Genomic DNA, 26,093 nt, shown 5'->3' with positions numbered 1-26,093 from the left:
ATGACCGCCGTTGACATGGCAGCATCCCCCACCCGCCCCAGCGCATTGCCTGGCTATGAGGATTGGCCCGCCTACGTCGCCCGGAACCCGCTCACCGCTGACTCCAATGAAGCCGCGCAGCTCGCTGGCGCGCTCGGTGTACCCGCTGTAACACCGGACCTCGCGTACGCGGTGCACTCCGAATCAGAGCACGACGGCGTCATCACCTCGCGTCTGCAGTGGCAGTTGGGTTTCGGGCCAAGGACGTCCGCTTGGTTCGTGCGGCCGGCCGGCGCCGCCGAGTCCCTGCCTGGATTGCTCGCTCTGCACTGCCACGGCGGGATCAAGGCGTACGGTGCTGCGCGACTCGTGTCCCTCCCGGCTGGTCTGAACGATTCCCACGGCATGAATAATCCCGACGGCGGCGCGCCCTCAGGCGGAAAGCCCGGCAGTGCCCCCGGTTCTGCGTCGCTTGCATTGCCGCCCCTCGATATCAGGGCAAAGCTCTATGGCGGCCGGGCACTCGCCACATGGTTGGCTCAACAGGGCTTCGCCGTCCTTGCCCACGACACTTTCATGTGGGGCAGTCGCCACTTCGAATTCGATCCCCTTCCTTGGCGGACTGCCAATGCTGTCAGCGGCCAGAACGCACTCTGGCGGGAGGCCGGCGTCGTACCTTCCGCAACGGAACAATACAACGCAGCTGCTGCCGCCCACGAGGAAACGGTGGCGAAAGCCGCAACACTGATCGGTACCAGTGTTGCCGGGACCGTTGCGCACGACGACCTCGCGGCATTGGGTATCCTCGCGTCACTGCCGGGCGTAGACATGGATCGGCTTGGCTGCCTGGGCTTCTCCGGCGGTGGCGGGCGGGCGATGGTGCTCGGTGCGCTGAGCCCGCTGATCCGCAGTTACGTGGTGACGTGCATGATGACCACGTTCGGCTCACTGCTGCCTTCCCACCTGGACGCACACTCATGGTTGCTGCACACTCCTGGGCTAGTAAAGCTCGGGGACTGGCCGGATCTGGCAGCGCGCTCCAATGCCACGATCCTGGTCCAGTACGGGCTGGCTGACCAGCTTTTCCCCGAACAGGGAATGCGCGATGCCCATCACCATCTCCTGGAGAACTTGCCGGCCCGGTACACGGGCAGCTTTTGGCAGGAACCCCATGTTTTCACCCCGGCCATGCAGGACGAGGCTGCGTCCTTCCTAGCCGCAGCCCTGCAGCCCGGCCAAACCACCAGTAAGCCCACACCTGATTCCACTAGGACAGACCAATGACACAACCCCTCACCGCCACCACAGCGGAGGGCGAAGCCCGCCTCCCTCGCATTGCACTCGTGGGCGTGCACGGCTTCGGCGAACGGCACCTCGAAAACCTTGCTCGCCTAAGTGCTGACCGTGCCCTCGAACTGGTGGCAGTCGCCGATCCGCAACCCCCGGAAGACGAAACGCTTGACCCCGACGTCGCGGTCTTCGCTTCCCTTGACGAGCTCCTGGCTGCGGGAACTGCCCCTGACGTCGTCATCGTCTCCACACCTATCCAGACTCACGCGCCGCTTGCTCTCGCTGCTCTCCGAGCCGGGGCCAACGTCTACTTGGAGAAGCCACCGGTGGCGTCCATGGCGCAATACGAAGTGCTCATGGCAGCGGCCGCGAGCGCGGGCAGCTTGGTACAGGTGGGTTTCCAGAGCCTGGGTTCAGAGGCCCTGCCTGCGATCGAAACTCTGGTGGAATCCGGTGAAATCGGGGAGGTCCGCGGCATCAGCGCCACGGGGCAGTGGCTGCGGAGCAAGGCGTACTTCAAGCGGTCCCGGTGGGCAGGAAAACGCAGCCTCAACGGGATCGATGTGGTGGACGGAGTGGCGACCAACGCCTTGGCCCACGCGGTGGCTACGGGGTTACGCCTGGCTGGCGCCCGGACTGTGGCGGACGTTGAATCCGTGGATACCGACCTCTACCGGGCAAACGACACCGAAAGCGACGACACCTCCGTGGTGAGGGTCCGAACGGCAGATGGGCCGGCAACCACGGGCGGTACTGTCCTGACCTGCGCCTTGACGCTCTGCGCTCCCGTGCAGTCCGCGCCGTCGGTCACCATTTACGGGACGCTGGGGCAGCTCACGCTCTTCTATACGGAGGACCGCCTGGAGGTCTCCTCTCCACAGGGTGTCAGGACCGAGACGTTCGGAAGGACCGACCTGCTGGAGAACCTGCTGGCTGCCCGCACAGACCAGGATCTCCTCAGCCCGCTGTCCGCATCCGGCGCTTATGTGTCAGTCCTGGAGGCCATCCGAACGGCCGATGAACCCCAGGAGATACCTTCGGACTTCATCACTTGGGAAGGCACCGGCGACGCCCACGCCGTAGTGCATGGCATCGAGTCGCTAATCCGCCGGGCAGCCTTAGGACAGGCCACGTTCGCTGAACTCGGCGCGCCTTGGACTATGTCCGGCCGACCAACCCTCGACGTTGACGGCACACCCGTCGCCACTTTGCAGGACGGCACCAACGTCCGGCCTACTTCGTCGCCGCGGCCCTACCTACATCCGGTGCGCACGCTCGCCGGGACTGTGGTCACCGATCACCTCCCCGAGGACCACGTGTGGCACCTCGGAGCAGGCGTCGCCCTCCAGGACGTTGACGGCATCAACTTCTGGGGCGGCCGCACTTACACCCGCGACGCCGGGGCCTACGTCTGGCGGAAAGACCACGGGCGGATCGTGGTTGAAGCCGCGGAGAACGCTGACGGAGAGCGGCGCGAACAGTTGAGCTGGCTCGGACCCGACGGATCGCCGGTACTCCGCGAACAGCGGGAGTGGCGGTGGGCCGCCGTCGGGAATTCAGCGTGGAAACTGACGTTGGACTTCGCGCTGGAGTCCGCCACGGGGCGTCCGGTGCTGCTGGGCAGCCCCGGCTCCAACGGGCGGCCGCAAGGCGGTTACGGCGGTTTCTTCTGGCGGCTGCCGAAGGTTGGCGACGCCACCATCTGGACTCCCGATTCGAGGGGGGAGGACGCCGTACACGGCAGCGTCGCACCGTGGCTGGCTTGGTCTGGGACGTTCGACGCCGGACACGCCGGGGCCTCCCACTACGTCGGCGATCCCGGGCTAGGCCACCCCGCCACGCTTGTGTTTCTCGCAGCACCCCAAGCCCCTGACCCTTGGTTCGTGCGGCACTCAGGCTATCCCGGTGTCGGGCTGTCCGTAGCGTGGGATGCGCCCGTATCCACAGAGCCAGGCCATCCGGTCCATCGAACAGTCACCGTGCTCATCGCGGACGGCTTTTTGGCAACACAAGACATCGAACAACTCATCACTACCTTGGGGGAATCGGCATGACCACGCCTACTCAAATAACGCCGGCCCAGACTGCCGTCACTGCGCCCGGCAACGTTGCCGACCGCGCAGTAAAGCGCCAGCGGGTGCTCGACATCCTGGACGCTGCGGGCTGCGACTCGCTATTACTCACGACCAACACGGCCCTTACTTGGTACCTGGACGGCAGCCGGGTCCATATCAGCCTGGCCGGCGACCCCATCGCGGCCCTTTTGGTGGACCGTTCCGGCGACCATTTGGTCACGTTCAACAATGAGGCCGGACGGATTGCTGCGGAGGAATTGCCGGGCGGCGTCAGCCTGGACACGGTTCCGTGGCACGGCCAGTTGCAGGCGGCCGCGGCAGACTTGGCTGTTGATGGCAACCCGCTGACGGAAGCGGCCGTCACGGCCGAACTTCGCGCAGCCCGGCAGCAGCTCCTGCCCGCGGAGACCGTCCGTTATGCCCGACTCTCCGCAGACGCCGCAGCCGCCATGACGGATGTCCTCACTGCTGTGACACCGGAAACCACGGAATTCCAGCTCGTCTCGGAGCTGGCAGCGCGGATTGTGGCGGTGGGTGCCGAGCCGCTTGTCCTACTTTGCAATGGTGCGTCCCGGAGCGACTTCCGGCACCCGCTTGCCACGCACTCCCCCATCGGACGCCGCGCCATGGCCGTGGTGTGCGCGCGCCGGAACGGCTTGGTTGCCAACGTCACCCGTTGGGTAGCGTTCGACGCCGGCACTCCCCGGGAGCTCGACGCCGAGGCACGCATCGCCGCTGTTGAGGCCGACATCTTCCGGGCCACAGTTCCGGGGGCCAAGCTCAACGAGATCTTCGCCGAGATCAAGCTGGCCTATGCGCGGCACGGCTTTGGCGAGGACCAGTGGACGCTTCACCACCAGGGCGGGCCCGCGGGCTATGCGGGCCGCGACCCCAGGGTCACCGCTGACGTCACGGACACGGTGGTGCTCAACCAGCCCTTCACGTGGAACCCGTCAGGGCCTGGCGTGAAGATCGAGGACACGGTGCTGCTCACGGATTCCGGCCTGCGTGTCCTGACCACTGACCAGCGTTGGCCGACCACCGAAGTGGACGGCCGCCGTCGTCCTCTGACGCTGCGCCCGTAACACCCGCACCCACCACGAAAGGGGCGGGGTCACCGCGATGGTGACCCCGCCCCTTTTCGCCTGCCCCAACCCAACTAGGTCGCAGTTCAGGCCGTTCTGAGAGTTCAGAACGGCCTGAACTGCGACCTACCTGGGTGATTGCGGGTACGTTAGCTGAGCGTTAGCACGCCGTCCACGCGCCTGGGGATGCCCAGCGGGTTGGCGTCGTGCAGCGCCGGGTGCAGGACAGTCTCCGGAGCATCCTGGTAAGCCACCGGACGCTGAAACCGGCGTACAGCAGTGGCGCCCACGGAAGTGAACAAGGACGTCGTGGCCGGGTAGGGGCCACCGTGCTGCTGAGCCCAATTCACGGCAACACCCGTGGGCCAGCCGTCGAAGAGGACCCTACCGGCGAGACAGCTGAGCTGCTCTACAAGAGCGGAAACGTCCTCACCCGGCTGTGCATGCACCGTGCCCGTCAGGCTGCCCGGGACCTTCGCCAGCGTCGCGGACAGTTCCTCCTGGTTGGCGTACTCGATGAGCAGCGTGGTGGGGCCGAAGCACTCTTCCAACAACTCCTCGGGCCGTTCCAGGACGTTCGCGGCGCTCGTGGAGAACACCACTGGCGCGGCGCCGTCGGCCAGGCTGTCTTGCTGCACCGTTCCACTGACGACGGCGACGCCAGGCTGGTCGGCTACGTTCCGCAGCCCGTCCGGGTAGGCCTCGGCGATGCGTTCGGTGAGCATGGCAGCGGTGGGCTTGTCTTTGCTGGCCTCCGCCAGGTGCGAGGCGAAGTCCGTGCCGGCCGGGATGAATACGAGCCCCGGCTTGGTGCAGAACTGTCCGGCGCCCATGGTGAATGAGCCCGCCAATCCGGCAGCGAGCTGCTGTCCACGTTCCGCGAGCGCGTCCGCCGTGATGACCACGGGGTTCAGGCTGCCGAGCTCCCCGTAAAACGGGATCGGTTCAGGACGGGAGGAAGCGAGATCGAACAACGCGCGTCCGCCGGGAATGGAGCCAGTGAACCCAACGGCTTTGATGGCGGAGTCTTGAACCAGGGCTGTGCCTGCTTCGCGCCCGCTGACGAGGGCGAAGATTCCTTCCGGCGCGCCAGACTTGAGCAAGGCTTCGCTGACGATCTCAGCTGTCCGCTCGGACAATCGGAGGTGTCCCGAGTGGGCTTTGACGATCACCGGGCAGCCCACTGCCAGCGCGGAGGCGGTGTCGCCACCTGCCACGGAGAAAGCGAACGGAAAGTTCGACGCCGAGAACACGGCTACCGGCCCGATCGGACGCAGGATGCGGCGCAAGTCAGGCTTGGGCGGGGTGGTGGTCGGGTCAGCGTGGTCAATGACCGCTTCCAGGTACGAGCCCTCGGTGATGACGTTGGCGAACAACCGGAGCTGACCGCTGGTCCGCGCTACCTCGCCCGTGAGCCGGACAGTGCCCAGGCTCGTCTCGGAATCGGCGATCGCCACCAGTTCAGTGACGTTGGCGTCCAGGGCGTCGGCGACGGCGTTCAGCCAGGCGGCGCGTTCGGCGTCGGAAGCTGCTGCGGTCACTTTTGCAGCCTCGGTGGCTGCGGCCGTAATGGCGGTCAGGTCAAGAGTTGCTGTACTCAATGCGGTTTCCTTTACTCTCAGGGGCGGCGGTCTCAGGGGTGGCGCCCTCAGTTGCGGGCAGCGGTGCGGGCTTTCCGTTGAATTCGAAGCCGAGCCCCGGACGGCCTGTGCTGCTGAGCCTGCTTCGGCCGTTGCTGTTGCTGATCCTTACCGGCGAGGGCCCGGCCAGGATGCCCAGCTGTTCGAAGGAGGCGTCTTCCACGTCCTCCACGCTCACGGCGTCGGCCAGAGTGAGCGCCAGCTGCCCGGAGAGCTCCGGGAGCAGGTGCGGCGCCACCCTGATGCTGTTGGCGCGGGCCAACTCAACGATCCTGCGGAAAGGGGTAATGCCCCCCACTCGGACAATGTTGGGCTGGATAATGTCCACCGCCTCGGCTTCAATGAAGTCGCGGAAACGGTAGATGGTGTGGACGTTCTCACCCAAGGCAATGGGCACCGGTGACTGCTTGCGCAAACGCCGGTAGGCCCAAAGGTCGTCAGCGCGGAGGGGCTCTTCCAACCATTCCAGTCCGTACTCCCCCAAAACATCCAAAGCACGGAAGGTGTGGGCGAGGTCCCATCGCTGGTTGGCGTCGATCATGAGAAGCCGGTCCGGTCCGATGACCTGCCTGACAGCGCCAACGCGCTCGGCGTCTTCCCGGAGCTCGGGCTTGCCTACCTTGATCTTCACGGCATTATGCCCGGCGGCCACCCATCGCTGTGCCTGCTCGATGAGCTGATCCAGTGTGTAGTGGAGATTCACTCCAGAGCCGTACACCTCCACGGACTCCTGGCGTTGGCCGAGAAGGCCCGTGACGGATGAGCCGGCCTGCCGTGCTTTCAAGTCCCAAAGTGCCAGGTCAACGCCAGCCATGGCAATGGTGGTGAGGCCGCCCCCACCGGCTTCGTGCAGCCGCTTCCAAACTTGGTCCCACACGATTTCCGGGTTGGCTTCCAAGCCCGGAATGAACGGGGCGATGTCGTGATCCAGGAGGGCCTTGACTGCCTGGGGACCAATGGTGGGTGTCCACGAGAATCCGTGGCCGGTGCCGCCGTCGTCGGTAGTTAGTTCGGTGACAATGATGTGGTTCTCTGGCGCCTCAGCACCCCAGCTGCGCAGCAGCGGGACCGTGATCAGCCGGGTTGTGAGGCCCGTAATGCGGGCCGGCATCAGCTGGCCAGCTCATGGCCCTTGGCCAGAATGGATTTGAGTTCCAGTAGTTGTTCCTCGGAGGGGTCCACCAAGGGCGGACGAACCGAGCCAACGGGAAGCCCGGCCAAGCGCAGCCCTGCCTTAATGAGCGAAACCCCGAAGCCGGGAGTCTGGTCGCGGAGCCGGACCAGCGGAGCATAGAAACCTTCCAGCAAGGCGTGGCGGCGATACTCGTCTCCGGACACGTACGCGTCGTAGTAGGCCTTGGCGATTTCCGGGGCCATGGCGAATGCGGCCGAGGAGTACAGGGGAATGCCGAGGCCGCGGTAAGCGCCTTGGGTCAGTTCGGCCGTCAGCAGGCCATTGAACAGGGCAAAGTCAGTGCGGCCGCTGGCGTTGATCGCAGAGACGATTTCCTGGGCAAGGCCGACGTCGCCGATTCCGTCCTTGAAACCAACCACCTTCGGGTTGGCCGTAAGTCGGGTGATGGCCTCTGCGGTGAACTTGGCCGTGCCGCGGTGGTACACAATGACGGGAAGGCTGCTAGCGGCGGCAATGGCTTCGACGTAGGCCACAACGCCGTCGGTGGGACCGGTGACCAGGTACGGCGGGAGCACCAGGAGGGCATCTGCGCCGGCTTCCTCGGCCACCTTCGCAGCAGCAATGGCGTGACCCAAAGGTCCGCCAGCACCGGAGACTACGGGGACGGCTCCCGCAACGGCCTCGACGGCGGCAGTCACCACGGTGCGGATCTCCTCAAGTGAGAGCGCATGGAATTCGCCCGTGCCGCACGCGGGAAACACACCGCCCGGGCCGAACGGAAGCCTGGAGGTGATGTGCTCCTTGAGCAGCACCACATCTACCGTGCCGTCTTCAGCGAAGGGAGTGACGGGGAAGAACAGTACGCCGTCGAAGTTCATGGTGTCTCCTTGGTTGCTCCCGCCGGAACCAGGCCGGCGGGGGTCTCGTCATCGAGTGCTGCTTGGTTGAGTGCTGCTGTGTCTTCGCCCTCGAACGGCGGCGAAAGTTCGGTGCGCCAGGTTCTCTTCGGCTCCCAGCCCAGGAGTTCCCGGGCCTTATCGATACAGAACGCCGGGCTGGTACCCCTCAAGTTTTCAGTCAGGGGTCCGCTACCAGGTAGGAATCGCGGGAACAGTCCAGCCAAAGGCGCTGTGGCCAAAGCGTCTTTCGCGCCAACGAAGAACACTTCGCCGTTAGGGATGGCGTCCATCTTGTCCAGCAGCACGTCCAGGAAGTCGGCCACGTCCCGTGCGTCTACATAGTTGAACAACGCGGGTGCGGACAGTGCCGGATCCTGAAGCCGCTCACGGACTGTGTGCCCTTGTTGGGTCAGCGCCCCTTCCCACTCCTCCGGGGAAATGACGTAGCACGGGCGGAATGCCGCATACCTGATCTTGTTGCCCTGGGCGGCAGCGAACATCTGCACGGTCTGCTCGGCAATCAGCTTGGACAGCGCGTACGCGTTCCACGGCTTGGGCGGCGTCTGCTCATTCAAAGGGAACGACGGCGGCAGCCACCCCGCCGGTGAGCCATAGCCCAGGGCAGTGGGGCTGCTTGCCGTCACGATCTTGGGGACACCGGCGTTTGTGGCCGCGCTGACTACTGCATAGGCGAGCCGGGTGTTCGTGCTGAAAATAACGTCCTCAGGCGCACTGAAAGGCACGGCAATAGCAGCGAGGTGAATGACGGCGTCGGGCGCTGTTTCGCGGATCAGCCGCTCCGCCTCCCCAGGCGCCAAGAGATCTGCCGTGTACTGCTCGGCCCCGGCCGGCAACTGCTCAGCCGGGATAGCGTCCTGGTCCACGGAAATCACCTTGTGTCCCGCGTCGGCGAGTCCGGCCACAACGCTGCGGCCCAGCCTGCCGGAACCGCCGGTGACGAAAATCCTGCTCATTGTCTTTTCCTTGCTTGGGTAGTGAACGGTCAGGCCTGGCCGCGGCTGAGATCGACGCCGAGGCCAAGTTCACTGATGCGGACGGGAAGATCGGAATCCAAGGACTTGTTACCGGCAATACCCACCGACACGGAGCGGAGGCCATCGATGTAGCCGGAAGGACGGCCCAGAGGATCGACGCCCGGTCCGTTGAAGAGGTCCGAGAGCAACAGATTGTCGCCGCCGCCATGGCCGCCTTCGCCGTTGACGATCGGAACTTCGTACGCCGCTTCCCAATGGCGTTGAACCACCAGGCGCTCGCCGTTCCGGCGCACTGCGTCATCTTCCTCGATGGGCGTGGCGCTCGGGTCCACTACGGTCTTCTTATCGGTGCTGGACTCGACGGCGGCGCGTTCCACCACTTCGAGTTCGGCCCGGCCCTCGGTGCCGTTGACGGTGACGCGGTAGCCTTCCCACGGGCTGTGGGCGTTCAGGGAGTAGCAAAGCGTGGGGCCTCCCTGATAGTCCACCACGAGGGCGAGGTTGTCCTCGATGGTGATGCCCTCGGTGAACACGTCCTGGTCGCGGATGTAGCCGTCAAACTTTTCATTGTCGTAGTACAGGGCCTTCAGGCGCTCATCCTCGCGCATGTCCAGGCGGAAGGGATCGTGGCCCAGGCCATCAACGGTTCCGCGCTCGGGGCGCTCTCCCAAACCTCGCTCGGCAGCATTCTTTTCACCGTAAAAGCGCAGGCCACCGGAAGCGAAAACTCGCTCCGGGACGTCGTTGATCCACCAGTTGACGAGGTCGAAGTGGTGGGACGCCTTGTGGATGAGCAGGCCACCGGAGTTCTTCTTTTCGCGGTGCCAGCGGCGGAAGTAGTCTGCTCCGTGCACGGTATCCAGCACCCAGCTGAAGTCGACGGACGTGACCTTGCCGATCACGCCGTTCTGGATGACTTCCTTCAAAGCCGTGTTGCGCGGCGAGTACCGGTAGTTGAAGGTCACCACCACGTTTTTGCCTGTCTTCGCCACGGCCTCGGTGATGCGGCGGCAGCCTTCCACATCGATGGTCAAAGGTTTTTCAACCACGACGTCGGCGCCAGCCTCGAGCGCTTCCACGATGTAGTCCGCGTGGGTGTAGTCGGGCGTCGTGACGATGACGCGCTCGATGCCGTTGGACTGGATGAAGTTGGCGAGCTCGCCAGGGGCAAAGGAAGCCACGGGCTCAGTTCCGCCGAGTTCCATGATCAGGTCCTGGTAGAAGTCCACGCGGCCCTGGTTGACGTCGGAGAGGGCAATGAGTTCGGCGACGTCCGCGTGCTGGCCGAAGATAGCCCGGATGTACATTTCCGAGCGCCCGCCGGTGCCGATGAGGGCGATGCGGGTCCGCTTGGGGGCTTGGGTAGTCGTTTCGGCAGATTGGGCCTGGGTTTCGGCTGAGTCGACGTTGACCATGTGGGGTGCCCCTTTCAGAAAGGCAGGAGTGAACCGCTTGACGGCCCGGCTTCGTGTGGGAAGAATCATGAGAAAGCGTTTTCTCAGAGCGTTATAAGCTTTGTATCAAGACTCTGGTGGTCACGTCAACCACTGCTCCAACGACGGAGCATGCGGGAGGCGAGCAATGGGAAGGGGCCACATGGCACGCAGGAACACCAACAGGCGCGTCGGCATCGCCGATGTCGCAGAGAAGGCGGGCGTCTCGCACGCCACCGTTTCACGCGTCATGAACGGTAATGCCGCCGTGGACCCCGGTATTGCCGCCCGGGTTCGCGCCGCCGCAGTTGAATTGAAATATCAACCCAACCCCGTGGGGCGCAGCCTGGCACTCGGTAAGACAGACACCATTGGAATCGTGGTTCCGGACCTGGCCAACCCCACCTTTCAGGCAATCCTCCGCGGGCTCAGCATCGCGGCCGCCCAGGACGGGTACCGCGTCCTCATAGCCGACTCCTCGGAAGTTACCAGCGAGGAAGCCATCCTTGCCGGCGAGGCACGCCGTCGCTGCGATGGCGTGGTGCTCTGCGCCCCCCGCATGAGCGATGCCGAGCTCGAGGAGTTGGCCCCCACCCTGCATCCGCTGGTGCTGATCAACCGCACCACCATCGCCACCAATACTCCAAGCCTGAGCGTGGACTACGGGCAGGGCATCCAGGAACTGGCGCAGCACCTGGTGACTTTGGGCCACCGCCGCTTGGTGTTCCTCTCCGGCCCGGAGCATAGTTCATCCAATCGCCAACGCTTGGTGGGCCTGGACCAATTCCGCAAGGAGCACCCGGAGATTGAATTGCAGATGCTCTATGGCGGCTCCAACTTCGACTCCGGCCATGACTCCACCGAGGCCATCGTTGCCAGTGGTGCCACCGGAATCCTGGCATTCAACGACCTCGTAGCCATGGGACTGCTCAGCGGCCTGCACGAGCGCGGAGTGCGCGTCCCGGAAGACATCTCAGTAACCGGATTCGATGACATCCCGTTCGCCAAATACACCACACCCCCGCTAACCACCGCGGCTGTGCCCATCAATGAGCTCGGAAGCCTGGCCTGGCGGAGGATGCGGGAACAGATCCAACAGGCCGGCGAAGCCACCACCCAGGCTCAGGACGAATTCTCCCCCAGGGTGGAGATCCGCAAGAGCACCGCGGCGCCGGCCCTCAAGCCCGCGAGTTGACAATTAATGCCAACGTTCGCCCGCCGAATAGTGGCATTAAGTGTCACTTCGGCGAAGGGTTTGAGCCCACGCCGGCCTCCTTGTAAAAGCCCTGGATGTGCGCGGCAACAAGCTCAGCTGCTTTGCCGCCGTCGTTATTGTTCACAGCGGCGAGGATGGCACGGTGCTCGGCCCGAAGCCTGCTGCACGTCGCGTTCCAATCGGGCAGATTTCCGGTCAGCTCACCTGCATAGTTCTCGATCGCACCCCGGAGCGATGCCATCATGGCGCTGACCACCGAGTTGCCCGCTGCCTGAGCGAGGGCCACATGAAAACGCGCGTCCAGAGCCAGGAAGGAGTCGATATCCGGGGCGGCATCCATTTGATCCAGCAGCTCCGCGGCCTCCGCCAGTGCCGGAACCCCCACGTGGGCCCGTTCCGCAGCCCACGATTCCAGCAGCACACGGGTCTCCACAATGTCCGCCACAGGGAGGTGGCGCGTGGCTACATGCAAGCGGAGCGTGGAGCCAAGGGCAGAACCAGGCTCGGCGATCACCACGGTCCCGGCATCTTTGCCCGAACCCACGCCGGCCCGGACCACACCCATCGCCTCGAGGATCCTGACAGCCTCGCGCACCGAGGTCCGGGAAACCTGTAATTGCTCAGCCATGGCGCGCTCCCCAGGGAGCCTGCCGCCCAAAGTGAGGTCTCCGTCAGACAGCTGCTTCTCGATCCATTGCAGGACCAACTCATGGGTACGCATAACGGAATACTAGTTGATGTGGTCCAACCACATGGATTACAGTGTGGTTAGACCACAGTGGTAGGACCACAGAATTCAAGGGAGAACCGCATGACCGAGACCCTCGACCCCAAAATCACCGCCGCCCCAGCCAATGCCGGCAGCGATCAAAACGTGGCCCGCACCACGCAGCCGCAATCCGCCGTCGTGCAATCATCTGCGCCTCAGCCACCTGCCCTGAAGCGCCGCGTGCCCAAGGTTTCCGACCTGGCGCCGCTAATGCAGTTCAAGAAGCCCGAGTTCAGCAAGACTGCCCGGCTCAAGCGCGCCAGCACCATCTGGGAACTGCGCGACATGGCCAAGCGCCGCACGCCGCAGGCACCCTTCGACTACACGGACGGCGCTGCCGAAGAAGAGATCACCCTCCGCCGCGCACGCCAGGCATTCCAGGACATAGAATTCCGTCCGGGCATCCTGCGAGACGTTTCGAGGATCGATCTCCGGACTGACATCCTGGGCAAGGAATCGCGGCTCCCGTTCGGTATTGCACCCACGGGTTTCACACGCATGATGCAGTCGGAGGGCGAATACGCCGGCTCACAAGCTGCAGAAGCTGCAGGCATTCCCTACACCCTGTCCACTATGGGCACAGCATCCATCGAAGACGTTGCCACCGCCGCCCCAAACGGCCGCAACTGGTTCCAGCTGTACCTGTGGACGGACCGCGACCGCTCGCTGGAGCTGATCGAGCGCGCCGCGAAGGCCGGCAATGACACCCTCATGGTCACCGTGGACACCGCAGTTGCGGGCGCCCGGCTCCGAGATGTCCGCAACGGCATGACCATTCCGCCGGCACTGACCATCAAGACCGTCCTGGACGCCTCATACCGCCCGGCCTGGTGGTTCAATTTCCTCACCCACGAGCCCCTGACGTTCGCCTCGCTCTCGCGCTACACCGGCACCGTGGCTGACCTCATCAACTCGATGTTCGACCCCACCCTGACCTACGAAGACCTCGATTGGCTCCGCGAAACCTGGAAGGGCAAGCTGGTGGTCAAGGGCATCCAGACCGTGGAAGATGCACGCAAGGTAGTGGACCACGGCGCCGACGGCATCATCCTGTCCAACCACGGCGGACGCCAGTTGGACCGAGCACCCATCCCGTTCCACCTGCTGCCGGAGGTCACAACGGCACTGAAGGCGGACAACAGCAAGGCTGCCGTCATGCTGGACACGGGCATCATGAGTGGCGCGGACATCGTGGCAGCCCTTGCTTTGGGCGCGGACTTTGCGTTGATCGGCCGCGCCTACCTCTACGGCCTGATGGCCGGCGGACGCGAAGGCGTGGACCGCACCATCCAGATCCTGGAGAAGGACATGACCCGCACCATGGCACTCCTGGGCGTCAGCAAGGTCGCCGACCTGAACCCGGACCACGTGCGGCTGCTCCAGCGCTAAAGCCACCCAAGTAAGTAGCAGTAGAGGCCGTTTTGAACGCTCAAAACGGCCTCTACTGCTACCCAGTTGGGCTAAGGGGTGTTAGATCAGGCCCTGGGCCAGCATTGCGTCGGCCACCTTGACGAAGCCGCCGATGTTGGCGCCCACTACGTAGTTTCCGGGCGCACCGTATTCGTCGGCAGTTTCGGCGCAGCGATCGTGGATTCCCACCATGATCTCGGTGAGGCGCTGTTCCGTGTGCTCGAAAGACCAGGAGTCACGGCTGGCGTTCTGCTGCATTTCCAGGGCGGAGGTAGCAACACCGCCGGCGTTCGCGGCCTTGCCCGGTCCGAACAGGATCCCGGCTTCCTGGAAGACCGACACAGCTGAACGGGTGGAGGGCATATTGGCACCTTCAGCCACTGCGACCAGGCCGTTGCTGACCAGCTTGGCCGCGGCCTCTCCGTTGAGCTCGTTCTGCGTTGCGCAAGGCAATGCCACGGTGCCATTGACGTCCCACACGGAACCGCCCGAAACGTGGTTTGCTCCCGGCCGACGTGCGGCGTACTCCGTCAGGCGCCCGCGCTCCACTTCCTTGATCCGCCGCAAGAGTTCGACGTCGACCCCGGCCTCATCCACGATGTAGCCTGCCGAATCCGAACAAGCCACAACGGTTGCGCCCAAGGCCTGGGCTTTGGCGATCGCGTGGATGGCGACGTTGCCTGAACCGGAGACCACAACACGCTGTCCATCGAAGGACTGCCCACGGGTCTTGAGCATCTCCTGGGCGAAGATGACCGTGCCGTAGCCGGTGGCCTCGGGACGAACCAAGGAGCCGCCCCACGAGATGCCCTTGCCTGTGAGGACGCCGGATTCATAGCGGTTGGTGATGCGCTTGTACTGGCCGAAGAGATAGCCGATTTCCCGGCCGCCCACGCCAATATCACCGGCCGGGACGTCGGTGTACTCGCCGATATGGCGGTACAGCTCAGTCATGAAGGACTGGCAGAAGCGCATGATTTCGGCGTCGGAACGCCCCCGGGGATCGAAGTCCGAGCCGCCCTTGCCGCCGCCAATGGGCATGCCTGTGAGCGCGTTCTTGAAGATCTGTTCGAAGCCGAGGAACTTCACGATTCCCAGATACACCGAGGGGTGGAATCGGAGTCCGCCCTTGTAAGGGCCGAGGGCGGAGTTGAACTCCACGCGGAAGCCACGGTTTACATGGACGCGGCCGGCGTCGTCGGTCCAGGGGACGCGGAAGATGATCTGTCGCTCGGGTTCGCACAGGCGTTCAAGAACAGCGCCCTCCAGGAACTCAGGGTGACGATCATGAACAGGGCCAAGGCTTTCGAAGACCTCAGTGACGGCCTGGTGGAATTCCTTCTCCCCCGGGTTCCGTGCCAACACGGTGTCGCGGACAGCTTCGAGCCTTGAATCCATGCGTGTTCCTATCCTCAGTGCGCCGACCCGCGGCGAGACGACTAGTCCCGCTCATGGTTGCACCGAGGGACATAGGATCTCCATCCGGATCCAATGTGACCCGCGCCAAGGAGTTAACACAAGTGTAGAAAATCGTTGAAAACTCAAGGAAACGCCGCGTTAACGAAAACTCACAATGTGATAAGGATCACGTTAAGTCGAGGCTGGCTATCGCTTTCGCCCGAACTTGGGAAGGTTGGGCAAGTTCGGCAGGTTCGCCAAAAGATCAGCGGCCTTAGTGGCGGCCCGCCCAACGGTACGGCCGATCTGCTGCGGTACGGTGTCGTCCGACGCAGGATCCAAAGTGACCGGGGTTCCGCTCGCATGGACCTTAACGGCCTGGCCGATGGCGTCCGTGCGGGTGGCCGGGACCTCCGGCGAGGAGACAACAACAGCGGCGGCAGCCGGCTCGGCAGGTGCAGTCTCGGATGGTGCGACGACGGCGGGCGCCGGAGTGCCGACGTCGAACGTCTCCAGCCAGCTGGCAACGCCGGCGAGGGGCTTGGGATTCAGCGCGTAGAAGCGCTTCTGGCCCTGGGCGCGCATGCTGACGAGGTCCGCCTCGCGGAGCACTTTCAAATGCTTGGAGATGGTGGGCTGGCTCGCAGCCAGTTCTTCCACCAGTTCGCCTACAGCTTTATCCCCAGAGCGGAGGGAGACCAGGATGTCGCGCCTGGTTGCCTCAGCTATGACGGCAAATACGTCGTCAGTCACCATGCCTCCCACCCTAGCGACATATACGCCGATTGGCATCCCTGTTTCGTGGCGCTACAGCGCCAACTGAACCGAACCGTCAGTCGAACCAAGGATCCAGTCCGTAAAGGGGGAAGATCTCTTTGCGCGTGGCAATGACAGTCCGGTCCACCTCGTCTGCGGGATCGTAACCGACCTCCCAGGAGCGCCACCAGACGTCCACGTCGTCGCCCATCGACTCCGGGGCCCACACGCCGTAGGTTTCCCTCACGTACGTCCGCCACGATCCAGGCACGGGCGTACTGAGCGGCACCGGACGTTGAGTCACCATCCCGATCAGGTGGCTCCAGGCGCGTGGCACAACACCGGTGACGTCGTAGCCGCCTCCCCCGGTAGCGATCCAGCGGTTATCGCAGTACCGGGCGGCAAGACCGGCGACGGCGGAAGCCGCCTCACGCTGACCGTCAACGCTGAGGTTGAGATGCGTCAAGGGATCGTCGCGATGCGAATCGCAGCCGTGCTGGCTGACAATGACTTCGGGCTGGAATGCACCTACAAGCTGCGGGACCACCGCATGGAAAGCCCGCAACCAGGCCGCGTCGCCCGTAAACGCAGGAAGTGCGACGTTAACCGCGGTCCCAGGGGCGTTTGGTCCGCCTGTTTCATTGGCAAAGCCGGTCCCGGGAAAGAGAGTGAGGCCCGTCTCGTGCAGGCTGATGGTCATGACACGGGGGTCGTTCCAGAAAATACTCTGAGTCCCGTCACCGTGGTGGGCGTCGACGTCGATGCTCATGACTCGTTGGACACCCCCGTCAAGCAGCCTCTGGATGGCAATCGCAACATCGTTATAAACGCAAAAGCCGCTGGCCCGGTCCCGTGCGGCATGGTGCATCCCGCCGCTGAAGTTCACAGCGCGAACGGCCTGGCCGGACAGGATTGTCTCTGCCGCCAGCAGCGAACCGCCGGCGAGGCGGGCGCTGGCCTCGTGCATTCCGGCGAACGCGGGATCGTCCTCGGTTCCCAGGCCGCGGTCCTCCTCGGGAGCCGAGGGGTTCACACTGACGCGGCGCACGGCCTCCACGTATTCGCGACTGTGCACAGTCAAAAGTTCGACGTCGGTGGCCACCGTGGGCGCTTCAACAGCCACATGTTCGTGGTCAAACAAGCCCAGGGATTCGGCCAGCCGCGCCGTCAGTTCCAGCCGCTGCGGGGCCATGGGATGGCCCGGGCCAAAGTTATAGGCAGTCATGGCTGGATCCCACACCACCGTCGTTGGCAGTGCGGACCGCGTAATGCTGGAAGCTGTTGTTCCAAGCCGTGAGTTCATCCAGAACAGGCTACCTGAGCCCGGAGGAGCCTACCGCCCGGTTACGCCGCGGGAATAGTGGTTTACTACTCAGGAAAGCTTGTTCAACCGAGGAAGAGCGCTATGTCTCAAAGCCAGTCGCGGTCCACGAGCCCGACCAACTGGCAACCCAACCAGCAGGAGCGGGAAGGTCTCTGGATCTTCACTCGCGTGCGCGACTTTATTGACAACATTGCCAACACCTCACCCGCCCGTTTGGCACTGACCGTCTTTGCCGTGGTGATCCTTGTTTTTACCGGCTTACTGTCCCTACCCGCCGCTTCTGCGGCGGGCACAGTTACACCCCTGCACCAGTCCATGTTTACGGCGGTCTCCGCTGTCTGCGTCACGGGCCTGACTGTGGTTTCGACCGCCACGCACTGGACCTTCTTTGGTCAGCTCGTTATTTTGGTGGGCATCTTCGTGGGCGGCCTCGGCACGCTGACCCTCGCCTCGCTGCTGGCCCTCATGGTCAGCAAGCGGCTGGGGGTGCGCGGCAAGCTCATCGCACAGGAAGCCATGAACAACGCGGGCAGGCTCGGTGAGGTTGGTACGTTGCTGCGCATCGTCATTGTCACGTCGGTAGTGATTGAGGCCGCTCTGGCCGTGGCCTTGGTCCCTCGCTTTTTGCTCCTGGGAGAACCTTTCTGGCAGGCCCTCTGGCATGGTGTTTTCTACGCGATCTCCTCCTTCAACAACGCCGGGTTCACGCCGCACTCGGATGGCATCGTCCCCTATGAAACTGACTTGTGGATCCTGGTACCTCTCATGTTGGGCGTTTTCCTCGGCAGCCTGGGCTTCCCCGTGGTGATGGTGCTGCAGCAGAACGGGCTCAACTGGAAGAAGTGGAACCTCCACACCAAGCTCACCATCCAGGTGTCATTCATCCTGCTCGCGGCAGGCACGGTCCTATGGGCTTTGATGGAGTGGGACAACGTGCGCACCATCGGCCACATGGACATGGGCGACAAAGTGATCCATTCATTGTTCGCCTCGGTCATGACGCGCTCGGGCGGCTTTAACCTGGTCGACCAAAACCAGATGGAATCCACTACCATGCTCCTCACTGACGCCCTGATGTTCGCCGGTGGCGGCTCCGCGTCCACCGCTGGCGGCATCAAGGTCACCACCATTGCGGTCATGTTCCTGGCCATCATGGCCGAAGCCCGCGGCGACGCCGACGTGAAGGTTTACGGCCGTACCATTCCGCAAGGCACCATGCGAGTGGCAATCTCCGTGATCGTGGCCGGAGCTACCTTGGTATCGGTGGCTGCCTTACTGCTCCTCTCCATCAGTGGCGAGTCGCTGGACCGTGTGCTCTTTGAATCCATCTCCGCCTTCGCCACCGTGGGACTGAGCACCAACCTCAGTGCCGAGCTGCCGCCGTCGGGCGTTTACGTCTTAACCGCGCTGATGTTCGCCGGCCGTGTCGGCACTGTAACCCTCGCGGCCGGCTTGGCCCTGCGCCAACGCAGCCAGCTGTACCACTACCCGGAAGAGAGGCCAATCATTGGCTAGTAGCACAGGGGCATCCAACCGCCCCGCCCACAACGCACCAGTGCTGGTGATTGGCCTTGGCCGGTTCGGTTCCGCGACGGCTGAGCAACTGGTCAAGCAGGGCCGTGAAGTCCTTGCTATCGAGCGCGACCGCTCCCTCGTCCAGAAGTGGGCTCCTGTGCTCACGCACGTAGTGGAAGCTGACGCCACCAACATTGACGCCCTGCGCCAGCTTGGTGCCCAGGAATTCAGCTCGGCAGTGGTGGGTGTCGGCACCTCCATTGAGTCCTCCGTGCTCATCACTGTGAACCTGGTGGACCTGGGCATCCAGCACCTCTGGGTCAAGGCCATCACCCCCTCGCACGGCAAGATCCTCACCCGGATCGGCGCCAACCACGTCATCTACCCGGAGGCCGACGCCGGCGTCCGCGCAGCCCACCTGGTGTCCGGCCGGATGCTCGACTTCATCGAGTTCGACGACGACTACGCGATCGTCAAAATGTACCCGCCTAAGGAAACAGTGGGCTTCACCCTGGATGAATCCAAGGTCCGCTCGAAGTATGGCGTGACGATCGTCGGCGTGAAAACCCCGGGCGAGGACTTCACGTATGCGCGGCCGGAAACCAAAGTGTCCGGCCACGACATGTTGATCGTGTCCGGACACGTGGACTTGCTGGAGCGCTTCGCGGCGCGGCCATAGCGGCAGCGGCCGTAGTGGCAAAGCCGTAGTGCCGCGGCCGTAGCGTTAGCCGAGCTGTTTGGTGATTTCTGCTGCCCGGGCGGCTGCCGCGCGGGCGCCGTCGGCGATGATCCTGGGGATCCCGCCGTCGTCGAAAGCCGCAATGGCGCGCTCGGTGGTGCCGTTGGGGCTGGTGACGGCGACGCGGAGGGCAGAGGGGTTCGCTCCCGGTTCGGCCAACATGAAACCGGCACCTGCCACGGTTTCGCGGGCAAGCATCACGGAGAGCTCCTCGTCCAAACCAAGCTCGACGCCAGCCGCAGCCATGGCTTCGGCTAGGTAGAACGCGTAGGCCGGGCCGGAACCGCTGATGGCGGACAGTGCGTCCACTTGTTCTTCCGGAATCTGGACTACCGTGCCGGCACCAGCAAGCGCCTTCTTGGCCTTTTCCAGCTGCTCAGGCGTGCAATGCGTCCCTGGGGAGACAGATATGACGCCGCGGCCCAGCCTTGCGGGCGTGTTCGGCATGGTGCGGATTACCGGCTGTCCTTCGGGCAACGCAGCCTCGAGCTGGGCGATGGATACTGCCGCCGCGACGCTGACAACGATCGTGTCCTTCCCCAGCGCGGGGCTGATCTCCCGGGCCAGGTCCAGGATTCCCACCGGCTTGACGCCCAGGATGACCATGCTGGAGCCTTTGGTAGCCAGCTTGTTGTTGTCCGGCTCTTCCTCGCCTGCGATGGCCATGACCCCGTGGCGCTGGGCGAGTTCGTCCGCCCGCTCGGCACGGCGGACCGTGGCGACGATGTCGGAAGGGTCCGTCCCTGCGGCAAGCAAGCCTCCCAGGATTGCCTCGTTCATGGATCCACAGCCAAGGAATGCGATTCGGTTGCTCATGGCTCCATCATTGCAGTTGGCCTTGGCCGGGGCCTAACGAAAACCGGATTCCCAGCTTGCTCCCAAGGTTATTGCAGGCAGCACTCATTCTTGGCCCGTAACTTAGTAGTTACCTCATTGAGGGTGCGAGTGATGAGGCGGGCATGGGGATGTCCGCCAGCAGCACCGGTGGCCGGGCGGGTTTTCCCCCATTTCCCGATTCGGCCGCCGGTGCTTTCGCATTTAAGCACTGCGGACTGCGCGAATCCCGCGCTGCGGTTAGTTATCTACGCTGCGCAGCAACGGAACGCTAAGGTGCTGCCGGGCAAACCGTAGGGTTTCTGCCAGCATCTCCTCCCGCTCGCCCGCTACCTTCGCCTTGCGGGTTGAAATCTCGGCCACTACGACGCCGTCGAAACCTGTGGCTGCCAAGTGTTGCAAGGCATCGGCACACTGTTGCGTTCCTGTGCCGGGCACCAGGTGCTCGTCCTTGCCCGAACCCGAACCGTCGGTGAGGTGGACGTGCCGGAGCTTGTTTCCTAGCGCTTTGATGGCCTCCAAGCTGTTGGCCCCCGCAGTGGCGGCGTGGGAGAAATCCCACGTGACGTCGTCGTAATCCTGGCCTAAAGGGTCCCAGTGCGGCAGGTAGGCCACAGCCTCGCGTCCACGGACGCGCCACGGGTACATGTTCTCCACGGCGATACGCACCCGGTACCTCGCCGCGATTTCGCGCACACCCTCCACGAAGTTCTCCGCGTAGTTTGACTGCCAGCGGAACGGCGGGTGGACCACCACGGTGTCGCATCCGACGTCCGCGGCCATTTGGCAGGACTTCTCAATCTTGTTCCACGCCGTACCCCACACCTGCTGAGTCAACAACAAGGTGGGGGCATGGATGGAGACGATCTCCTGGCGGTACCTGTGGCTTAGCTGGATCAAGGCATCCGGGTTCTGGCTCACCGCGTTGTTGGTAACCATCACCTCGACGCCTTCGTAACCCAGGTCCTGAGCCACCGCGAAGGCGTCGTGGACGCTCAAGGGGTACACCGATGCACTGGACAGCGCCACGGGAATTTTGCGGTCATTCACTTCAGGTTCGACGTCGTTGCTCATCTCAGGAGGCCAGCCCGCCTGCCACCGGGGCTGGGATGGGTGTTGGGGACGGTGTGTTTACAGGGACCGGAAATTCTTTTAGCCCAGGGTGGGGCTCTTCTTCTTCGGGGCGAGCCTTGCCGGCTTCCTTGGCTGCCTTTTTCTTGGCTTTGTCCTTCTTGCGCTTCCCCACATGGGGTGCCGGATCCAAGGCTTCTTCGAAGACCAACTGGTCCAGTCGGCGCAGGATCAAGCCTTCACGAAGGGCCCAGGGACAGATTTCCATCTTTGGGAATTCAAAAAGCTCGAGTGCCGCTTCGGCAACGAGCGCGCCTGCCAGCAGCTGGCGTGCCCGGGCGTCGGATACGCCAGGAAGGTACAACCTGTCCTCCACGGTCATGGCCGAAATCCGCTGTGCCCACAGCCCCAGGTCTGCTGCATGAAGCTCACGCTTCACGTAGGGTCCTGCAGCACTGGGGGCTGCACCGGCGATCCGTGCCAAGGAGCGGAACGTTTTGGAGGTTCCTGCCACCAGGTTCGCCCGACCCAACTCGTGGAAATCCCGGACCACTGGTTTCAGCGTGGATCGGATGTAGCGCCGCAGTTCCTTTACGCTCTTCGCGCTGGGCGGATCATCGTGGAGCCAGTCCCGCGTCAAACGGCTGGCACCCAGCGGAACGGAGGTGGCGTACTCAGGGAGTTCATCCGTCCCGTACGCCATTTCAAACGAGCCGCCCCCGATGTCCAGGTCCAAGATGGGACCTGCGCCCCATCCGTACCACCGGCGTACGGCGAAGAAAGTCATGGAGGCTTCTTCACTGCCCGTGAGTTCCTGGAGCGTCACCGTGGTTTCGTGCTTGACCCGGGCCAGAACCTCGGGGCCGTTGGTTGCCTCGCGAATGGCCGAGGTACAGAAGGCCAGGAGGTCTTCCGCTTTGTGGCTGGCCGCGAACTCCCAGGCTTCCAGGACGAACTCGATGAGCTCGTGCTGACCGGCGTCGTTGATGTTGCCGTCGCCGTCGAGGTACTGCACCAGCGAAAGGGGGCGCTTGTGGGAAGCGAAAGCCACCGGACGCGCGCCGGGGTGAGCGTCCACCAGTAGCAGGTGGACGGTGTTGGACCCGATGTCGAGAACGCCAAGACGCATTCTGCCATTATTCACCGATTCGAAGCCCGTGAAGCAACTTGGCGACGACGTTTCGCTGACCGGATGGTTGCCGGCAGCTTGGGCGACCGCTATTCGGCGGACTCCCCGGCTTCGTCGGCGCGCTTGAAGTCGCGGCGAATGTTCGCAATGCCTTCGGGGTCGATTTCGAAGCCGAATTCGCTTCCGGGGTTGATGACCATGCCGAGCTCGTCTCCGATGTTGCCGAGGATCGCTGAACCCATGGTGCCCAGCACGTGCGGGGCTGCTTCGAGGAAGCGCTCATCCACTCGGCTCGGGTGGCTGAATACTGCCAGAACGGGCTGGCCGTCGGCGTTGGAGAGCACCAGGGGCTCCACGGAAGAGTCCGGGCCGTCTACGGCTTCCGAACTGACGAGGTAGACCTCGTTGTTCAGGAAAGCGAGGATGACGTCCACCGGGTTCGCGTCCGGTTGTTCGGCCGAGGCGAGCTTCGCCTCGAGGTCGTTCAAGGGTTCGTTGTCCGGTGACACCGTCTGTTCAGTCATGGTTCTACTCGACCACGATGCCGGCCGGGACGCAATTCGCGAGTGCTGCCCCGGCCGTCATGGTGACTACTTTTTGGCTGTGGCCTTCTTGGCCGGTGCCTTGCGGGTGGTGGTCCGCTTGACCGGCCCCTTGGCACGCTTTTCTGCCAAAAGCTCGACGGCGCGTTCCCGGGTCAGCTCCTCAAGGGAGGTTGTGCGCGGGACGGTGATGTTGGTAACGCCGTCAGTGATGTATGGGCCGAAGCGGCCTTCCTTCACCACAATGTTCTTCTCGGAAACAGGATCCGGACCGAACTCAGCCAATGGCGGGACAGCGGCGCGTGCGCCACGCTGCTTGGGCTGCGAGTAGATCTCCAAAGCCTGTTCCAAGGTGATCGTGAAGATTTCCTCTTCCGAACCGATGGAGCGGGAGTCAGTGCCCTTCTTCAGATATGGCCCGAAGCGGCCGTTTTGCACCGTGATGGGGTTGCCTTCCGCATCCTCGCCAAGGACGCGGGGCAGGCTCATGAGCGCGAGGGCCTCATCCAAGGTGACTGTGTCCACGGTCATGGACTTGAACAGTGACCCGGTACGCGGCTTGGCCTTCACGGGCTTCTTGGGAGGCTTGGGCTTGCCGTTCTTGTAATACTCCACCGGCTGGTTGGCCAGCTGTTCCTCGGTCATCTCAGGGATGATCTCGGTGACGTAAGCGCCGTAGCGGCCATTCTTGGCCACGATGGTGTGACCCGTGTGAGGGTCGGTTCCCAGGACCCGTTCCTCGGGGGCTGCAGTCTCCATGAGCTCTTTGGCTTTGTCAGCCGTGAGTTCGTCCGGAGCGAGTTCCTCGGGGACGTTGGCCCTTGCCGACTCAACCACTTCACCGGTCTTCGCGTCCAAGGTGGGGATGGAGCTTTCCAAGTACGGACCGAATTTGCCCACACGAAGCGTGATGCCGTCGGCGATTGGCACTGAGTTGATCTCGCGGGCATCGATTTCGCCGAGGTTGTTCACGATGCTCAGCAGACCGGGATCCGCATCTTCACCGTAGTAGAAGTGCTTGAGCCAGGCAGCACCCACGGCTTGGCCGTTGGCGATCTTGTCCAAGTCGCCTTCCATGTCTGCCGTGAACTCATAGTCCACATAATCCGTAAAGTGCTGTTCCAGCAAGCGGATCACAGAGAATGCGATCCAACTGGGAACCAGGGCAGAACCCTGCTTACGAACGTAACCACGGTCCTGGATGGTGGAGATGGTGGAGGCGTAAGTGGACGGGCGGCCGATCCCCCGCTTTTCCAGCTCAGCGGTCAGCGATGCTTCCGTGTAACGCGGCGGCGGTGACGTTTCATGTCCGATAGCTACGATGTCCGAAGCCGTCAGGGAATCATCCTTGGCAACGTTCGGCAGGCGACGGGCTTCGTCTGATTCCTCGTCTCCACGGCTCTCGTCCTTGCCCTCTTCGTAGGCTGCGAGGAAGCCGGGGAAGGTGATCACCGTACCGGAGGCGGAAAATTCGGCGTCGCGACCGTCAGCGGCCACTGCACCGAGGCGGATGGTTGCCGTAGAACCCTTGGCATCGGCCATCTGCGAGGCGACCGTGCGCTTCCAAATGAGCTCGTACAGGCGGAACTCGTCACCGCTCAGCTGCTTGGCTACCTGCGCGGGAGTGCGGAAGGAGTCTCCTGCGGGACGGATGGCCTCGTGAGCTTCCTGGGCGTTGGCAGCTTTTTTGGCGTAAACGCGCGGGCTCTGGGGCACGTACTCGGGACCATAAAGCTCCGAAGCCTGACGGCGGGCAGCTGTCAGGGCTTCATCGCTCAAAGCTGACGAGTCCGTACGCATATAGGTGATGTAGCCGTTTTCATACAGGCGCTGGGCAACCTGCATGGTGCTCTTCGACGAGAAGCGGAGCTTACGGCCGGCTTCCTGCTGCAACGTGGAGGTGGTGAACGGTGCTGCAGGGCGGCGGGTATACGGCTTGGTATCCACGGAACGGACACGGAAGTCAGCGTTCTCCAGACCGGCAGCCAAGGACGTGGCGAGTTCCTCGTTGAGGTGCACCACGTTGGAGGAGGTGAGCTGCCCATTGTCGTTGAAGTCCCGGCCGCTGGCTACCTTGGAACCGTCCACGGCGGCAAGTTTGGCCTTGAATGAACCCGAATCTGAACCGAACTGACCCGTGAGGTCCCAGTAGGACGCGGCGCGGAATGCCATGCGTTCACGTTCCCGGTCAACCACCATGCGGGTCACTACGGACTGGACACGGCCGGCGGACAGTCCCCGGGCGACCTTGCGCCACAGCACGGGGGAAATCTCGTACCCATAGAGGCGGTCAAGAATACGACGTGTTTCCTGGGCATCCACCAACGCGGTGTCAACATCCCGGAGGTTGTCCATGGCGCGGTGGATGGCTTCCTTGGTGATTTCACCGAAGGTCATGCGGTAGACGGGAACCTTGGGCTTCAGGACCTCCAGGAGGTGCCACGCGATGGCTTCGCCTTCGCGGTCCCCATCAGTTGCGAGGTAGAGCGCGTCAGCGTCTTTCAGCTGGGCCTTGAGCTCGGCGACCTTTTTCTTCTTGTCCGGAGAAACAACGTAGTAGGGCTTGAAGTCGTTTTCGACGTCGACAGCGAACTTGCCCAACGAGGTCTTCTTCAGCTCGGCAGGGAGGTCCGACGGCTGCGGGAGGTCCCGGATGTGGCCGATCGAAGCCTCTACGACGAAGCCCTCGCCAAGGTACTTGGCGATGGTCTTGCTCTTGGCGGGAGACTCCACGATCACGAGTTTCTTGCCGGTTTTTGCCTTGCTGGGCACGGTGCTCCTACAGAAAAAATGTGTAATTGGGCTGGTGCCCATATTGGCCTAGTTCACCATAGTTTGCAGAATCCTGCGTTTTGGTGC

21 protein-coding genes are annotated in these 26,093 nt (G+C 63.4%); 7 read left to right on the top strand and 14 right to left on the bottom strand.

Annotated elements, in window-relative coordinates; translation table 11 throughout:
• From RIF72_RS10895 to RIF72_RS10885, 3 genes are read left to right on the top strand one after another with little or no spacing between them, the layout of a single operon-like run.
• Complete coding sequence (locus tag RIF72_RS10895) at positions 1-1,263, top strand: dienelactone hydrolase family protein (protein WP_309074826.1); 1,263 nt, start codon at positions 1-3, stop codon at positions 1,261-1,263.
• Positions 1,260-3,323 (top strand): DUF6807 family protein, encoded by a 2,064-nt coding sequence (locus RIF72_RS10890; RefSeq protein ID WP_309074825.1) that lies wholly within the window; start codon positions 1,260-1,262, stop codon positions 3,321-3,323. The genes RIF72_RS10895 and RIF72_RS10890 overlap by 4 nt, the downstream gene beginning before the upstream one ends.
• On the top strand, positions 3,320-4,429 hold the full coding sequence (locus RIF72_RS10885) for a M24 family metallopeptidase (RefSeq protein WP_309074824.1): 1,110 nt from the start codon (positions 3,320-3,322) through the stop codon (positions 4,427-4,429). Before RIF72_RS10890 ends, RIF72_RS10885 begins: the two co-directional genes overlap by 4 nt.
• Before the next feature lie 149 nt (positions 4,430-4,578).
• Here RIF72_RS10885 and RIF72_RS10880 read toward each other — a convergent pair whose 3' ends face one another.
• Genes RIF72_RS10880 through RIF72_RS10860 form a run of 5 tightly spaced genes read right to left on the bottom strand, consistent with a single transcriptional unit; the run spans position 4,579 to position 10,513 of the window.
• Positions 4,579-6,030, bottom strand: a complete 1,452-nt coding sequence (locus RIF72_RS10880; protein WP_309074823.1) for an aldehyde dehydrogenase (NADP(+)) — start codon at positions 6,028-6,030, stop codon at positions 4,579-4,581.
• Positions 6,011-7,180: a mandelate racemase/muconate lactonizing enzyme family protein gene (locus tag RIF72_RS10875; protein WP_309074822.1), complete on the bottom strand. Its 1,170-nt coding sequence runs from the start codon at positions 7,178-7,180 to the stop codon at positions 6,011-6,013. Before RIF72_RS10875 ends, RIF72_RS10880 begins: the two co-directional genes overlap by 20 nt.
• Positions 7,180-8,082, bottom strand: coding sequence for a 5-dehydro-4-deoxyglucarate dehydratase (locus RIF72_RS10870; protein WP_309074821.1), 903 nt, complete (start codon positions 8,080-8,082; stop codon positions 7,180-7,182). Before RIF72_RS10870 ends, RIF72_RS10875 begins: the two co-directional genes overlap by 1 nt.
• On the bottom strand, positions 8,079-9,077 hold the full coding sequence (locus RIF72_RS10865; protein ID WP_309074820.1) for an NAD(P)-dependent oxidoreductase: 999 nt from the start codon (positions 9,075-9,077) through the stop codon (positions 8,079-8,081). The genes RIF72_RS10870 and RIF72_RS10865 overlap by 4 nt, the downstream gene beginning before the upstream one ends.
• A 29-nt stretch (positions 9,078-9,106) precedes the next feature.
• Positions 9,107-10,513, bottom strand: coding sequence for a Gfo/Idh/MocA family oxidoreductase (locus tag RIF72_RS10860; protein WP_309074819.1), 1,407 nt, complete (start codon positions 10,511-10,513; stop codon positions 9,107-9,109).
• Positions 10,514-10,694: 181 nt separating this feature from the next.
• On the opposite strand from RIF72_RS10860, the gene RIF72_RS10855 reads away from it, so the two are divergent.
• Positions 10,695-11,726, top strand: a complete 1,032-nt coding sequence (locus tag RIF72_RS10855; RefSeq protein ID WP_309074818.1) for a LacI family DNA-binding transcriptional regulator — start codon at positions 10,695-10,697, stop codon at positions 11,724-11,726.
• A 43-nt stretch (positions 11,727-11,769) separates the two neighbouring features.
• Here the strand turns inward: RIF72_RS10855 and RIF72_RS10850 are convergent, their stop codons facing one another.
• Positions 11,770-12,468 (bottom strand): FCD domain-containing protein, encoded by a 699-nt coding sequence (locus RIF72_RS10850; protein WP_309074817.1) that lies wholly within the window; start codon positions 12,466-12,468, stop codon positions 11,770-11,772.
• 90 nt (positions 12,469-12,558) lie between these two features.
• On the opposite strand from RIF72_RS10850, the gene RIF72_RS10845 reads away from it, so the two are divergent.
• The gene (locus tag RIF72_RS10845; RefSeq protein WP_309074816.1) at positions 12,559-13,905 is read left to right on the top strand and encodes an alpha-hydroxy acid oxidase; all 1,347 of its coding nucleotides are present in this window, start codon (positions 12,559-12,561) and stop codon (positions 13,903-13,905) included.
• Between the two features lie 81 nt (positions 13,906-13,986).
• Here the strand turns inward: RIF72_RS10845 and gdhA are convergent, their stop codons facing one another.
• The 3 genes from gdhA to RIF72_RS10830 form a co-directional block, all read right to left on the bottom strand.
• Positions 13,987-15,324, bottom strand: coding sequence for an NADP-specific glutamate dehydrogenase (gene gdhA, locus RIF72_RS10840; protein WP_309074815.1), 1,338 nt, complete (start codon positions 15,322-15,324; stop codon positions 13,987-13,989).
• Positions 15,325-15,531: 207 nt separating this feature from the next.
• On the bottom strand, positions 15,532-16,080 hold the full coding sequence (locus tag RIF72_RS10835) for a metalloregulator ArsR/SmtB family transcription factor (protein ID WP_309074814.1): 549 nt from the start codon (positions 16,078-16,080) through the stop codon (positions 15,532-15,534).
• Between the two features lie 76 nt (positions 16,081-16,156).
• Positions 16,157-17,383 (bottom strand): acetoin utilization protein AcuC, encoded by a 1,227-nt coding sequence (locus RIF72_RS10830; RefSeq protein ID WP_309074813.1) that lies wholly within the window; start codon positions 17,381-17,383, stop codon positions 16,157-16,159.
• A 102-nt stretch (positions 17,384-17,485) separates the two neighbouring features.
• Here RIF72_RS10830 and RIF72_RS10825 point away from each other — a divergent pair, with 102 nt between their 5' ends.
• Positions 17,486-18,919, top strand: coding sequence for a potassium transporter TrkG (locus RIF72_RS10825; RefSeq protein WP_309074812.1), 1,434 nt, complete (start codon positions 17,486-17,488; stop codon positions 18,917-18,919).
• A 40-nt stretch (positions 18,920-18,959) separates the two neighbouring features.
• On the top strand, positions 18,960-19,598 hold the full coding sequence (locus RIF72_RS10820) for a potassium channel family protein (protein WP_375164218.1): 639 nt from the start codon (positions 18,960-18,962) through the stop codon (positions 19,596-19,598).
• A gap of 45 nt (positions 19,599-19,643) precedes the next feature.
• Here the strand turns inward: RIF72_RS10820 and proC are convergent, their stop codons facing one another.
• The 5 genes from proC to topA form a co-directional block, all read right to left on the bottom strand.
• Positions 19,644-20,474 carry a pyrroline-5-carboxylate reductase gene (gene proC / locus RIF72_RS10815; RefSeq protein ID WP_309074810.1) on the bottom strand — a complete coding sequence of 277 codons (831 nt, stop codon included), beginning with the start codon at positions 20,472-20,474 and terminating at the stop codon, positions 19,644-19,646.
• A gap of 258 nt (positions 20,475-20,732) precedes the next feature.
• The gene (locus RIF72_RS10810) at positions 20,733-21,566 is read right to left on the bottom strand and encodes a sugar phosphate isomerase/epimerase (protein WP_309074809.1); all 834 of its coding nucleotides are present in this window, start codon (positions 21,564-21,566) and stop codon (positions 20,733-20,735) included.
• 1 nt (position 21,567) lies between these two features.
• A complete protein-coding gene (locus RIF72_RS10805) occupies positions 21,568-22,692 on the bottom strand; it encodes a Ppx/GppA phosphatase family protein (protein WP_309074808.1) in 1,125 nt (374 codons plus the stop codon).
• 89 nt (positions 22,693-22,781) lie between these two features.
• A complete protein-coding gene (locus tag RIF72_RS10800; protein ID WP_017199191.1) occupies positions 22,782-23,216 on the bottom strand; it encodes an SseB family protein in 435 nt (144 codons plus the stop codon).
• A 66-nt stretch (positions 23,217-23,282) separates the two neighbouring features.
• Positions 23,283-26,006 carry a type I DNA topoisomerase gene (gene topA / locus RIF72_RS10795; protein ID WP_309074807.1) on the bottom strand — a complete coding sequence of 908 codons (2,724 nt, stop codon included), beginning with the start codon at positions 26,004-26,006 and terminating at the stop codon, positions 23,283-23,285.
• Positions 26,007-26,093 lie beyond the last annotated feature (87 nt).

Source organism: Paenarthrobacter sp. (assembly GCF_031180005.1).
In the GTDB taxonomy this organism is placed as follows: Bacteria; Actinomycetota; Actinomycetes; order Actinomycetales; family Micrococcaceae; genus Arthrobacter.
Note: the sequence above shows the minus strand (reverse complement) of the source record. Positions and strands in the feature narration are given on the sequence as shown.